Consider the following 13,345-nt stretch of genomic DNA (forward strand, 5'->3'; position numbering starts at 1 on the left):
TTTTCCTTATAGTGTCGATAATCAGTACTCGTGATGACCCAGATCATTATTTATAAAGCGGATTCTTTGGAGTTTTACTACATAACACAGTTCATTATGAAAACCCAGAACTTTTATTTTCTGAAAAATATGTTAAGGAAAACAATTATCTTCCTTACACTTTTATGCGGCTTCTCAGCTTCAATGGCTGCATTCGCACCATCGGTAAGGGATAGCAACTACTCAAAACCTGAAATATCTCTCGCTGATTCACCTTATGTCAAAACTGCACTTTCTCAAATATCACCCCAGCTGAACTATCCCAAACTGGTTAAGCAGTTCTACAAAAATTGGAGATTTTCCATTATCTGGGTGAAACCGGACACCGTGAAGTCGGAGATTTACAAATCGATGCTTCTGATGGACTGTGTACTTCAGTTCGGATTGAACAGAGATGATTTTCATCCCGGTAAACTGACCTATAATCTTTTAAAGCCACTGGTTCAGGCACGGTCAAATCGACAGGATAAAGCTAATTTTGATGTTTATTTAACCGATGCGCTCATTACCCTGGTCATCCATCTGCACTATGGTAAGTTTAATCCCGTGTACACCTCGGAGGTTATGGACGGGGGAAGGCAGAGCGGTTTCGATCCGGTGGCGCATTTAACCGGTGCTCTTCATTCAAGGGATTTCATGGAAGTGGTAGTCTCGGCACAACCTAAAATGCAAATGTATAGGCTTTTGCAGGATTATCTCCATCTGGTAAAAGGACAGTACATCGACGATTGCTATGAATTTCCCGAAGGTGATGCCAGGAAAATGGCGCTCAATATGGAAAGGATGCGCTGGATAAATTCCGGCGAGGACTATTATATCCACATTAATATTCCATCATATTCACTTAAACTTCTGCGCGGGGATAGCATCATACTTTTCAAGACTGTGGTAGGAAAGCCTTCCACGCCGACACCAGAGCTTGAAAGCCAAGTCAATTACATGACCACGGCGCCTGAATGGAAAGTTCCCCAAAAGATTTTTGCAAAAGAACTGTTGCCTAAAGCGTTAAAGGATTCCAGTTACCTGAACAACAACCACTATGGGATTTATGACCTAAAAGGTAATTATATTGTCATTACACGGAAAAAACTGCAGGAAATATCCGCGCAACCCAGTCTTTATCTTGCGAAGCAGTCACCGGGATGTGATAATGCACTGGGAAAAATTGTCTTTAGATTTCCGAACCGTTTTGATATTTACCTGCATGATACACCAGAACAAAAACTTTTCAAAAAAGAGTCAAGATCTTTCAGTCACGGCTGTGTTCGGGTGGAAAATGCAGACCGCCTGGCTAGGTTACTTCTGGAATATGATGGACCGGCCGGCAGGATTCCGAAGATGAACGAATCACTGGAAAAAATGCAAAGAAGAACTTTCGCTTTAACTCATCCCGTACCTATAAAGATCACTTATTTTACGTGTGAGATCGATGATGGCATGTTCAGGTCTTACCCTGACATCTATAAAAGGGATGCTGCCCTGGAACAAATGATGTTTCCCTCGAAGGTTCAGCTTGCAGGAACCAAAAAATAGCGGAAGCGGATCGAGGGGAGATGTGATCGATGAGGTGTTGATGCAGAAAAAATGGACCTTGTTGTCTTGGACATAACCAAGGCATCGAGTGCAAATATAATAATTGGCGGAAGTACGTTAAGATCAACCATAGAAAAGTGTGAATTTCCGCTGCTGCCTATCCGTGTTGTCCAAATTCCGGGGTTTTAAAAAAGTCGCCTAGCTCAGATCTTGATGCCGGAAACAATGCCTATATTGCTGTACGGAATGAATCAGCCTTTCGATGCAGATAAGCTGTTCTTGCAAAGCAAAGATGTCAGAGAACAAAACCCGTAACATGACCGGGAAATCAATGGCGCTTTAAGCCAGCGCTCAGATGCCTGCAAATCGCAGTGGGAAACATCAGCTACAAATCCTCATGTTATGGGTGCACAGCAGATTCTTCAGTGACTATGTCGTTAAAAGGGTGCAATAAATTTCTCATTCCACCAACAATTAAATCTCCAGGCCCATCTTTTCGGGAATGATGAGCACCGGACGATGTGTTTTATAGAGTATCTCGTCGATTTCTGTGCAGAACAGGTAGTCATTATCCCTGGCAGGGCGTCCCCCCATAACGATCATGACGATATCTTCTTTTTCAATTATTCCGCAGACGTTGTCCGACAAACTGCCCTCACCCGAACAGCTTTTGATGATGGGCTGGAAAACGCCCCCTTGATTTATTTTTAATATCTCCAGCAGCCTTTCCTTTTCACTTTCAAAATGTTTATCGATCTCTGATAGGTATTTAGTATTCTCCATCCGGGCATTTGACTGCTCATTGCCAGTTATGGGGTAGGCGTGCAAAAGCATCAGGTTCAGCCCAAGTTTCGCAGCCAGTTTTAGTGCTGCATCTGTAGCGTTTTTATCCCTGTTGCTGAATTCTGTCAGCGTTAGGATCATCTTTGTGGATGCTTTTTTCTTGGTGTTCATGATTTTCCTGTTTTATAAAATAAATATGGCTAAAAATAATGTCCCAAATGCTGACCGGTATCATACCCCCGGTTGATCAGAATCATAGCTGGTCCGGGCAGATGCAGTAATTTTGTATACGCTTTAGGATTTATTGATAAACCCCCGGTAAATTCATAATGACCTGTCAAAGGTTTACTTACGATCATTATTGTGACCGCGATTCCGGATTTTTTTCAATAGTCAGTTTTGGCAAAAACTTATTATATACCCGAGCTCCCATATGTATATTTCTTCGGCACCAGGGGCTTAAAATTTATAATATATGAAAAACGAACATTCAACAAGGGGCATAATGCCAATTCTTCCGATGATGTTGATTTCAGGAATAATGATGATTATTATAGGTGTTTATGTACTCATAAGTCCATCAGAGGCATACTTTTCATTAAGCCTGGTATTGGCCATGGGCTTAGGGTTATCCGGTTTTTTTCATTTATATCTGGCATTTACATTTCGCAGAAGGATTTCCGGTTGGTTATGGCTGCTGAGCGGGGCAATCATAGATATTGCATTAGCAGCTTATCTGTTTTATTTCCCTATGCTGACCATGATCCTTTTACCTGTTTTGATTGGGATTTGGCTGTTATTGAACGGTTTTATGGAGATCGGAAGGTCCTTGAATACTACAGCCTATTCAGGACGGCATTGGTTTGTTTTCCTATTTCCCGGCCTTATCATCCTCATTTTCTCTTTTTTAATCCTGGATAATCCGCTTATGGGCATGATCAACGTTGTCTCCTGGATGGCTCTTTTATTCATTACCTCAGGTCTGTTGAGAATTTTTTTTTCGTTTAGGTTATTCAACGCTGCAAATGCGCTTCGCTAATTTTTTAAAATCTGAAGCAGATTGCCGGTGTTATGGATCTTATTCCTGGTGGGTTAAACGCTTGATATTGAAATCATTTGTTGTAATGACTTAGGTCATCCTTTCCTTTTTACCCAAGCGATAAATTTGAAATGACATACCTTTTGTTACGGACTAAGGCAGCTAAATCAAACTTCAATAATTATAGCCAAAAATTACGGGGCTCTGCTGGAACGGAGTGTACGCAGGAGCGGTTTTGGGATATCCAAACTGGCGCGCAGGTTAAATGTATCCCGGCCAACGGTATATCAATGGTTCAGAGAAGAAAATCTTGATGCCTTGACCATCATAAAGATTGAAAATACCATCGGAATCAATTCTGCCATGGCTTTAGAGGAAATATACGGGTTTTCAGTCCGATCTATGATTCTGAATTAGATATATGTGCTTCACCGGTCGTAGAAGATATGGAAGTCAGGTACTGGGTAGAGCGCCACATCGGATTATTAGAAAAATACAACGGAGTGTTAATGAGTAAAAAAATACAAAAAAAAAATGGGCAAGGTTTGTTGAATATCCCCTGAAACGCCCTTCTTTTCAATGTCATTATGCTTAGTCTGTCTTTAGTTGATTATTGCGTGTTCCGCTTCTTTAAACCCAACACGTAGCTGAATAGCGGCAGGGTAAAGCAGATCATGGCGTTTTTAATCTGAATAAAATAATGTTATATAACCTTGCAAAAATAATTCACCGATAATGAAGATAAATACTTTTGGGCTTAGTGGTTTGAGCGATATTCAGGTAAAGGCCTCCAGGGAAAAGTATGGCACAAATACCTTGTCTTATAAAAAGGAAAATGCTTTCCTGGATGCCTTGAAAAGAATTATAAAAGAGCCAATGGTTATCTTGCTGTTGGCCGCTTCCCTGATTTATTTTCTCACCGGGAAACCCGGTGACGGTATCTTTCTTTCCCTTGCCGTGGTGGTTGTGGCAGCCATCTCGCTTTATCAGGATTCGCGGAGCCGAAATGCCCTGGAAAAATTACAGGATTTTTCGCAGCCCAAATGCAGTGTGATCAGAAACGGGACGGTGATGGTGATCAGTTCAGCAGACCTGGTCATCGGGGACTGCCTGATGGTTGAAGAAGGGAAATCTATAACGGCTGACGCAGTGATTGTTCATTCCAATGATTTCTCTGTCAATGAAAGCGTACTCACAGGTGAGTCCCTTGCCGTTTACAAAGACAGTTCGTCAGAGGAAAATTTAATTTTTCACGGAACCACCGTAGCAAGCGGCCTTGCTATTGCCACAGTACAGGCAATAGGAAATAAAACCCGCCTGGGCGTGATCGGGAAAAGCCTGGAGTCTATAGAAGAAGAAGAAACGCCACTTGAGCTGCAGATAAACAGTTTTGTTAAAAAAATGGTAATGGTTGGCGGGATTGTATTTCTCGCCGTGTGGTTAATAAACTACCTCCGCTTTCCGCATATCCTGGACAGCCTGATCAAGGCCCTGACACTGGCAATGAGCATTTTGCCGGAAGAAATCCCTGTGGCATTCACAACCTTTATGGCACTGGGCGCCTGGCGCATGATGAACATGGGGATCATTGTCAAGCAAATGAAAACCGTTGAGACCCTTGGTAGTGCCTCAGTGATCTGTACCGATAAAACCGGAACCCTGACTGAGAACCGCATGAGCCTGACAAAAATATATGCCCTGCAGACCAATCAAATCAATAATGTCGAAGGTCATCTTTTCGATTCGGCCACCCAGGAAATCTTAACCCTGGGCATGTGGGCCAGTGAACCCATACCCTTCGATCCGATGGAAGTCGCCCTACATGATGCATACCTTAAAAATTCAGCAAAAGACGAGCGTCCTGAATTTCATATGATTCATGAGTATCCGCTGGGAGGGAAGCCTCCGATGATGACTCATCTGTTTGAAAACTCCTATGGACAGCGGATTATCTCAGCAAAAGGGGCACCGGAAGCGCTTATGATGGTAAGTCATCTCAGTGGGATTCAAAAACAAAACGTCAATGAAGCGATTTTTTCGCTAGCTAAAGAGGGGTACCGCGTTTTGGCGGTTGGACAGGCCAGCTTTGAAGGGGATAATTTTCCAACAAATCAGCAAGGATATGAGTTTTCATTTAAAGGTCTCCTTGCCTTCTATGATCCACCAAAGAAAAATATCAGCGCTGTACTGGATGCCTTTTACGCAGCGGGTATCGCTGTTAAGATTATCACAGGGGACAATGCACAGACCACTGGTGCCATCGCAAGGCAGATTGGTTTCAAGGGTGCTGAAGATTGCATAGGCGGCGATGAGCTGATGCTGCTATCTTTAGCGCAGCTTGGTAAAAAAGTCAAATCTGTAAATATTTTCACCCGGATGTTTCCTGAGGCCAAGCTAAAGATCATCAATGCCATCAAGGCCAATAAGGAAATAGTAGCCATGACCGGAGACGGGGTGAATGACGGACCTGCATTGAAAGCAGCGCATATCGGTATCGCCATGGGTAGAAAAGGAACTGAAATTGCCAAGCAGGCATCCTCATTGATATTGCTCGAGGATGATTTATCCAAGATGGTTGATGCGGTTGCGATGGGCAGGCGCATTTATGCCAATCTGAAAAAGGCTATACAGTATATTATATCCATTCATATTCCCATTGTATTAGCCGTGTTTATACCATTGGCAATGGGTTGGATTTACCCCAATATTTTCTCACCTGTTCATATCATCTTTTTAGAGCTTATTATGGGCCCAACCTGTTCGATAATCTATGAGAATGAGCCGATCGAGAAAAATACAATGCTGCAAAAACCCAGGCCCCTGACTGCAACCTTTTTTAGCTGGAAAGAATTATCCATGAGCATCATTCAGGGATTGTTTATTACTGCTGGAACCCTTGCTGCCTATCAGTATGCGATTAGGGATGAGGCTGATGAGGCCATCACCCGCACCATGGTCTTCAGCTGTCTGATATCGGCAAATATATCGCTCACGCTGGTCAACCGCTCTTTTTTCTACTCGCTTTTTACTACCATAAGGTACAAGAATAACCTTGTTCCAATCATGATAGCCATTACCGTTGCTATTTCAAGTGCATTGATTTACGTGCCGCCCGTGGCATCGTTTTTCGGATTTCAACCCCTTAGTTTATCTAGACTTTTGATTAGCATTATCTTGGGATTTGTTTCTGTCGTTTGGTTTGAAGTTGTTAAACTGAGAAACCGGCTAGTGAAGACCAACAGAGGAATAAATAAGTAATTAAATAAAAATTTTAAGTTATCAAATAAGATGAATAGAGGACAATCTGCCAAAAAACGCAAGACTAAAATCCGCCGTTTGCTTGAAATTTTGGGTCCGGGATTTGTAACTGGGGCCGCAGATGATGATCCTTCCGGAATTGCCACCTATTCTCAGACCGGAGCTCAGTTCGGTTATGGTCAGTTGTGGACGGCATTATACATGCTGCCTTTTATGATAGCTGTTCAGGAATCATGTGCCCGGATAGGATTGGTCACCGGAAAGGGAATATCTGCCGTCATAAAGGAACATTATAGCCGTACAGTACTGCTTTTGGTAGTCGGACTTGTGGTGGTGGCCAATACCATAAACATTGGTGCGGATATTGGGGCAATGGCAGCGGCGATGAGATTGCTGCTGCCATTGCCTTTTATTATTCTAACATTGCTTTTTACTACTATAATTCTTATTTTAGAGTTATTTGCCTCATATAAGTTATATTCCAAGATACTGAAATGGCTATCCCTTGCCCTAATTGCCTATCCGTTTACTTTGCTTATCATCAATCAGCCATGGACAATTATTTTTAAGGCTACCATAATACCGCACTTTGAGTTTTCTTTCACTTTTCTGTTTATCATTACCGGAGTATTGGGGACTACCATCTCGCCATACATGTTTTTCTGGGAAGCATCACAGGAAGTCGAAGAGCAGAAACAGCGGGACAGGGTCTTAAAGAGGGGCCGCCAGGTTAGCTGGGCCCAGATCAGGCGCATGCGTATTGACAATACTGTGGGCATGCTTTTTTCAGAATTTACGGCTTGGAGTATAATAATTGTAAGTGCAACCGTGCTTCATAGCAGCGGTGTTAAAGATATTAAAACTGCTGCAGATGCAGCGAAAGCCATAGAGCCGCTTGTCCACACTTTTCCCCATGCAGGTTTGTTAGCCAAGCTGATTTTCGCCTTTGGTATCATTGGTCTGGGCTTATTGGCAATACCGGTTCTCTCCGGGTCAGCCGCTTACGCCGTTTGTGAGGCATTTGAATGGAAATCGGGATTGAACCTAAAACTGAAGAGAGCACCGGCTTTCTATGCTATAATCTGCGCAGCAACCATTATTGGTCTGGTGATGAATTTTATTGGCGTAGATCCGGTCAAGGCGCTAATCTATGCCGCGGTCCTGAACGGAGTTGCCGCAGTCCCGTTGTTGTTTTTGATTTTTAATATAGCCAGACAGGATACAATAATGAAAGAATATAAAAATGGCTGGTGTTCCAATATACTTTTATTGGTTACCTTTTTTGCTATGTCAGCAGCATCGATTGCAATGTTTTATACTGTTTTCAAGTGATCTATTCTTTCATTTTAATACGCAACAGCGAAAGGGGCTTTTCGATATTCCCGTTCGCTACTCTCAATGGCGGGCTGGTTCGAGTTGGTTTAGAGCACAAAGAAAATGTTATTTCCTAAAATGGCTTTGGCTGAAAATACAGACTTAAAGAGAGGAGGAAGTGATGCCATGAAATCTTTCTTGAAAAAAGATGGTGCTGAGTTAGATTATGGTTGCGGTTAATATTAAGGGCATAGCCGAAAAATTATACATGTAGTTAATGCCATCAGGCATGGTTCAATGGTTATTCCCAGAGGATAGGCATCTTGCGAATAAAGCATTATTTTTTAGCTAAACAATTTGTCGAGATAGATATTCTGCTCGTTAGAAAAGCACAATGTTGCAATCTACTGAGTATTCAATTGGCGTTTAAATAATGATCAGGAGTTCTTATAGTGATGACAACCGTCATTGGCACAGATCCCGGAAATATTGATCTTCGAACATCATTTCTTCTGGACATAAAGACTGGGGCTAAAAACCGACTAATTGCGAAAATGATGAAAACAATACTTGCTTTGACCGATTTTTCAGAATCTGCTGAAAATGCGTCACATTATGCATTCGAACTTGCAAAAAGGGTTAAGGCTAACCTGATACTGTGCAATGCCATTACCGTTCCACTCTCACAGCCCATCCCAGGAGGAATGGTCTGGCCGATGGATTATGATTTGGTCATTAGCCAGAGCAAAAGAGCGCTGAAGGACTGTGCCAATCTGATCGTTGATACCAGCGGTCTCCCCGATAAAGCGTTTCCCAAAGTTTCTGTAAAAGCAGAGGTGGGTGACCTCTCGGATCTGGTGCGTGAAGCAGTTCTGACCGCTAGGGTTAATCTGGCAGTGATGGGACTTTCCGGTGCCGGGGATATGCGGAGGTTTTTTCTGGGCAGCAGTACCAGGGACATGATAGATGCTGCGCAGCTACCCTTGATGCTCATACCGAAAAATGTAAAATTCAGCCCCCTTACCAAAATCGCGTTGGCAACCGATCTGAGCATAGCGGACTTCGAGGCCATTCAGTCCCTTGTGGGGCTGGCGGCAGCATTCAATGCAGAGCTGCTTATCGTCCATGTTGTCGAAAATGGGGCGGGGCCCGAAAGAACAGGAAAGATAAATGACTTTATTGCCGAGCTTAAGACGAACATCAACTACGATAAGATCTATTACAAAAATGTATACAATAAGGATGTCGAGGGAGGATTGGAATGGCTTAGTGAACACGGGCAAGTAGATTGCCTCGCCATGATACATCGTCCGCATGATTTTCTCGACGGGGTGCTAGTGGGTAGCCATAGCCAAAAAATGGCCAGGCTTACCGAACTCCCGCTGCTCGTATTTCCCCAGGGACATAAGGCCGTTGTCTGTTAAAAATCTCTAGGCTAAATATATTCAAAATGATTCCAAAAACAATGAAAGCGGCCGTGATCCACAGCTTTGGATCACCCCTGCAGATTGAGCAGGTCAAGGTCAAAGAACCCGGAGAATATCAGGTATTGGTGAAAGTGCTTGCCTGCGGGGTTTGCCATACCGATCTCCATGCCTGTAGCGGCGACTGGCCCGTCAAGGCCAAGATGCCGCTTATTCCCGGGCATGAGGCCATCGGGGTGGTAGCAGCTCTGGGCCATGGTGTAAAGAATATGAAAGAAGGCGATGTGGTGGGCGTACCATGGCTTTTTAGTGCCTGCGGATGCTGCGAATTCTGCATTACCGGCTGGGAAACCCTTTGTGATGACCAGCAGAACGGCGGCTATAGCGTTGACGGAGGTTTTGCCGAATATGTGGTCGCAGATAGCCGCTATGTAGCCAGGTTTCCTTCCTATATTAATTTCTCTGAAATGGCTCCCATCATCTGTGCAGGGGTAACGGTGTATAAGGGGCTTAGGGAAACCGATGCCAAGCCAGGGGAATGGGTTGCGATATCAGGCATCGGCGGGCTTGGACATCTTGCCGTTCAGTACGCCAAGGCAATGGGTTTTCAGGTCGCTGCAATCGATGTTGCGGATGATAAGCTGGAACTGGCAAGAAAGCTTGGTGCTGATATCACTGTCAACGCCAGCGAAGAGGATCCAGGTGCAGTTCTGCAGAAGCAGACAGGAGGTATGCATGGCGTGCTTGTTACCGCGGTATCTCCTATCGCCTTTTCACAGGGCCTTTCCGCGCTTAGAAAAAAAGGAACCCTTTCGCTTAACGGGCTTCCGCCCGGTAGCTTTGATCTTCCCATCTTTGAAACGGTTCTGAAAAGACTCACCGTCAGGGGATCCATTGTCGGTACCCGGAAAGATATGCAGGAAGCCATTGATTTTGCCGTAGACGGAAAAGTCCATGCATGTATCCATACCGCAAAGTTGGAAGACATCAATCAGGTATTTGACAATATGAAAAAGGGAGATATCAGTGGGCGTATTGTACTGGAAATTGCAAATGAGTAGGGTGTTTGCTCATGGGCTTCGGTGTTCTAACTTAAGGTATTGTTCATGGCAGAATGTCCGGTCACTAGAACCTGTTACTAAAAAAGTCCGCTTAAGAAAATAAACAGTTGTAAAAGTGATCCCATTATTTTTGAATGTATCTTTCGCGGGGCATAATCGACTGTTTGAGACAACTTCAAAGTGTCTTTAGATTTGTTGGCTATTATCACTGCGTTTTTAAAGAGGGAACACATTATGGAAGAACTGATAGCAAAGGCAAGTGCTTACATTAAAAAATTATTTTCGGACTGTCTTCCAAAGACCATGTATTTCCATAACCTGGAGCATACGCTTAGGACGCTAAAGACTGTCAAGGAGATCGGAAGCCACAGCGGGCTTGATGATCAGGAAAAATATATACTGGAGCTTTCCGCACTGTTTCATGACTCCGGTTATATTAGAAAGTATATCGGACACGAAGAGGAAAGCATGCGGATTGCAGCTGATTTTTTAAGACAGGAAGATGTCGGTCAGGAAGTCATTGATTCGGTCTGCAGTTGTATTCTCGCGACCGGATTTCCACAATCGCCCACCGAAAAACTGAGCATGATCCTATGCGATGCTGACCTCTATCATTTTTCGCTCGATGATTACCTTCTTTTTGCAGAAAACCTAAAAAGGGAATGGGAGGTTATGCTGAAACGCTCTTATGATAAACAGCAATGGGATGCGCTAAATCTTAGTCTACTGTGCAACCATGAATATTTTTCCCCCTATTCCAGAAATAAGTTTCGAGAGGGAAAAGAACTTAATATTCATAGGTTATCCGCTGTCTGAGCACTTTTAAAAGTTTGGACCTGTTTTTTATCCAACTTCAAGATGTCTTCAGTATCTTATACCATATTTGACTATCATGAAAATCCTCATTATAGAAGACGAGCAAGACCTTCAGCGCAATATCAGCCAATACCTAATGGCTGAGGGTAATCTTTGCAGCATGGCTTCAACCTATCTTGAAGCAGTTGAACGGCTGGGCTCATATGAGTATGATTGCATACTGCTGGATCTGACACTTCCTGATGGTGAGGGACTTCAGATCTTAAACTATCTCAAAAGGATGGATAGAAAAGAAGGGGTAATTATTGTCTCTGCTAGAAATTCTATCGACCAGAAAATTGAGGGACTGGGCCTTGGTGCTGATGATTACCTGGTGAAGCCTTTTCACCTCTCGGAGCTCAATGCCAGGATTCTAGCTATAGTGCGAAGGAAGAGTGCACATGGGGAGCGGCATATTGAATTTAATGAAATACGTGTAGACCTTGACGCTAAAGAGGTGCTTGTAAAGGGCAAGGTAGTCTATATGACCAAAAAAGAATTTGACCTCCTGCTTTATTTTGTTTCCAATAAAGGCAAGGTCATCTCTAAATCTGCTGCCGTAGAGCACATCTGGGGAGATGATTCTGATATGGCCGATAGTTTTGATTTTATTTATACCCATATTAAGAATATCAGAAAAAAACTCATCGATGCAGGGAGCAGGGATTATTTTCAGTCGGTATATGGCATTGGATATAAATTTACGACGGTATGAAGCTGTTTACCAGATATAACAGGATACTGATGATCATCAGTCTTTTCGGATTGCTGCTGATCGGGTTTCTTTTTTACCAGATGCTAGTCTATTACATCGATAGGCAGATCGATCATGACCTGGTGGAAGAGGTTATGGAGGTAAAAGAATTTTCAGCAAAAGGAAATTTTTATCAGCCGCATGAATTTGAGGACCTTGTTGTTCAATATAAAAAAATAAAGAAGGCCAGTCCTTCCAGTAGTTACGCTGATACGCTATTCTATAATCCCCTTAAGCACCGGGAAGAAACCGCAAGGTACCTCAAAACCGAACTCGAACTGGTTGGGCAACCTTACCAGGTCCTGGTCATCGCCTCTAAATTTGAACGGCAGGAGCAGATCAGGATCATCTGTTTGATTATCCTGATACCGGTGATGTTGCTTTTTGCACTGGTGTTACTGGTGAACAGGATTTTGCTCAGAAAAATCTGGACTCCTTTTGAGCAGCTCTTAAAAAATATTACAGCATTCAATATTAATCATGAAAGACCATACGAGCCCGTTGAAATGCCCGTTGCTGAATTCAGGCAGCTTAACCAGGTATTGGTCGAGCTTTCGGGAAAGGTGAAGTCTGATTACAACGAGATTAAACTGTTTACCGAAAATGCTTCCCACGAAATGATGACGCCCCTGGCCGTGATCAATTCGAAGCTTGATAATATGCTTCAGTCTAATGTTTTAGGTAAAGAGGATGGAGAAACACTGGTAGAGCTGTACAAGGCGACTTCTCGATTAACAAAGCTTAACCAGTCGCTTTTGCTTTTGGTTAAAATTGATAACAATTTATTGCAGGACGAGGAAAAGATTCACTTAAAATCGCTTATTGAGGAAAAGCAAATTTACTTTCAGGAACTAATTACCGAGCGGAATATTTCTGTAGAAACCAACGTAGCCGATGTAAGTATTTTTGCCAGCCGGCAGCTGCTTGAAATATTGATCAATAATTTATTTAGCAATGTGATAAGGCATAACTATGGTGGAGGAAAAATTGAGATCAGTTTGGGGGGGAGGGAAATAGTATTTGCCAATACCGGTCACAACAAGGCACTTGATCCAGAAAAAATATTTGACCGTTTCTATAAGGATAATGCCTCAGAAGGGACTGGTTTAGGACTTGCTATCTTGAAGCAGATCTGCAACCGGCAACATTATCAGCTTGATTATTCCTATCATCAGGACTTGCACACCTTCACCATAAAATTTAACGCTCAATAAAATCATATGGTCATTATCGAACCTACCAATTCAGAAATCGAAGTGACAGAAAAGGAAAGAAACATTCTTCT

The 13,345-nt window shown here is 43.0% G+C and carries 11 protein-coding genes; 10 read left to right on the forward strand and 1 reads right to left on the reverse strand.

Translation table 11 applies throughout. The features are described 5' to 3' along the window. Nucleotides 1-96 precede the first annotated feature (96 nt). Nucleotides 97-1,572, forward strand: coding sequence for a L,D-transpeptidase family protein (locus EA772_RS15875; RefSeq protein WP_168187580.1), 1,476 nt, complete (start codon nucleotides 97-99; stop codon nucleotides 1,570-1,572). Nucleotides 1,573-2,046: 474 nt separating this feature from the next. On the opposite strand, the gene EA772_RS15880 is transcribed toward EA772_RS15875, so the two are convergent. Continuing rightward, a complete protein-coding gene (locus tag EA772_RS15880; protein WP_124914066.1) occupies nucleotides 2,047-2,526 on the reverse strand; it encodes a universal stress protein in 480 nt (159 codons plus the stop codon). Nucleotides 2,527-2,830: 304 nt separating this feature from the next. Here EA772_RS15880 and EA772_RS15885 point away from each other — a divergent pair, with 304 nt between their 5' ends. The 9 genes from EA772_RS15885 to EA772_RS15925 all read left to right on the forward strand — a co-directional run bounded on the left by EA772_RS15885 (nucleotide 2,831) and on the right by EA772_RS15925 (nucleotide 13,274). Continuing rightward, nucleotides 2,831-3,394 carry an HdeD family acid-resistance protein gene (locus EA772_RS15885; RefSeq protein WP_124914067.1) on the forward strand — a complete coding sequence of 188 codons (564 nt, stop codon included), beginning with the start codon at nucleotides 2,831-2,833 and terminating at the stop codon, nucleotides 3,392-3,394. A gap of 207 nt (nucleotides 3,395-3,601) precedes the next feature. Next, a complete protein-coding gene (locus EA772_RS22475) occupies nucleotides 3,602-3,811 on the forward strand; it encodes a helix-turn-helix domain-containing protein (RefSeq protein WP_371683171.1) in 210 nt (69 codons plus the stop codon). 318 nt (nucleotides 3,812-4,129) lie between these two features. Beyond that, nucleotides 4,130-6,652, forward strand: a complete 2,523-nt coding sequence (locus tag EA772_RS15895) for a cation-translocating P-type ATPase (protein WP_124914068.1) — start codon at nucleotides 4,130-4,132, stop codon at nucleotides 6,650-6,652. 30 nt (nucleotides 6,653-6,682) lie between these two features. Further along, nucleotides 6,683-7,984: an NRAMP family divalent metal transporter gene (locus EA772_RS15900; protein WP_124914069.1), complete on the forward strand. Its 1,302-nt coding sequence runs from the start codon at nucleotides 6,683-6,685 to the stop codon at nucleotides 7,982-7,984. A 437-nt stretch (nucleotides 7,985-8,421) separates the two neighbouring features. Further along, nucleotides 8,422-9,390 carry a universal stress protein gene (locus EA772_RS15905; RefSeq protein WP_124914070.1) on the forward strand — a complete coding sequence of 323 codons (969 nt, stop codon included), beginning with the start codon at nucleotides 8,422-8,424 and terminating at the stop codon, nucleotides 9,388-9,390. Nucleotides 9,391-9,416: 26 nt separating this feature from the next. Continuing rightward, nucleotides 9,417-10,451, forward strand: a complete 1,035-nt coding sequence (adhP, locus tag EA772_RS15910) for an alcohol dehydrogenase AdhP (protein ID WP_124914071.1) — start codon at nucleotides 9,417-9,419, stop codon at nucleotides 10,449-10,451. A 234-nt stretch (nucleotides 10,452-10,685) separates the two neighbouring features. Beyond that, nucleotides 10,686-11,267 (forward strand): HD domain-containing protein, encoded by a 582-nt coding sequence (locus tag EA772_RS15915; protein WP_124914072.1) that lies wholly within the window; start codon nucleotides 10,686-10,688, stop codon nucleotides 11,265-11,267. A gap of 76 nt (nucleotides 11,268-11,343) precedes the next feature. Then, complete coding sequence (locus tag EA772_RS15920; RefSeq protein WP_124914073.1) at nucleotides 11,344-12,021, forward strand: response regulator transcription factor; 678 nt, start codon at nucleotides 11,344-11,346, stop codon at nucleotides 12,019-12,021. Then, nucleotides 12,018-13,274, forward strand: a complete 1,257-nt coding sequence (locus EA772_RS15925) for a HAMP domain-containing sensor histidine kinase (protein ID WP_210405045.1) — start codon at nucleotides 12,018-12,020, stop codon at nucleotides 13,272-13,274. The genes EA772_RS15920 and EA772_RS15925 overlap by 4 nt, the downstream gene beginning before the upstream one ends. Nucleotides 13,275-13,345 lie beyond the last annotated feature (71 nt).

It is taken from the genome of Pedobacter sp. G11 (genome assembly GCF_003860265.1).
Lineage (GTDB): Bacteria > Bacteroidota > Bacteroidia > Sphingobacteriales > Sphingobacteriaceae > Pedobacter > Pedobacter agri.

Excerpts from the sequence above, each read along its gene's own strand:
- EA772_RS15885 (WP_124914067.1), top strand. The coding sequence starts at position 2,831 with ATGAAAAACGAACATTCAACAAGGGGCATAATGCCAATTCTTCCGATG.
- EA772_RS15925 (WP_210405045.1), top strand. The coding sequence starts at position 12,018 with ATGAAGCTGTTTACCAGATATAACAGGATACTGATGATCATCAGTCTT.
- EA772_RS15905 (WP_124914070.1), top strand. The coding sequence starts at position 8,422 with ATGACAACCGTCATTGGCACAGATCCCGGAAATATTGATCTTCGAACA.
- EA772_RS15875 (WP_168187580.1), top strand. The coding sequence starts at position 97 with ATGAAAACCCAGAACTTTTATTTTCTGAAAAATATGTTAAGGAAAACA.
- EA772_RS15915 (WP_124914072.1), top strand. The coding sequence starts at position 10,686 with ATGGAAGAACTGATAGCAAAGGCAAGTGCTTACATTAAAAAATTATTT.
- EA772_RS15900 (WP_124914069.1), top strand. The coding sequence starts at position 6,683 with ATGAATAGAGGACAATCTGCCAAAAAACGCAAGACTAAAATCCGCCGT.
- adhP (WP_124914071.1), top strand. The coding sequence starts at position 9,417 with ATGATTCCAAAAACAATGAAAGCGGCCGTGATCCACAGCTTTGGATCA.
- EA772_RS15895 (WP_124914068.1), top strand. The coding sequence starts at position 4,130 with ATGAAGATAAATACTTTTGGGCTTAGTGGTTTGAGCGATATTCAGGTA.
- EA772_RS15920 (WP_124914073.1), top strand. The coding sequence starts at position 11,344 with ATGAAAATCCTCATTATAGAAGACGAGCAAGACCTTCAGCGCAATATC.
- EA772_RS15880 (WP_124914066.1), bottom strand. The coding sequence starts at position 2,526 with ATGAACACCAAGAAAAAAGCATCCACAAAGATGATCCTAACGCTGACA.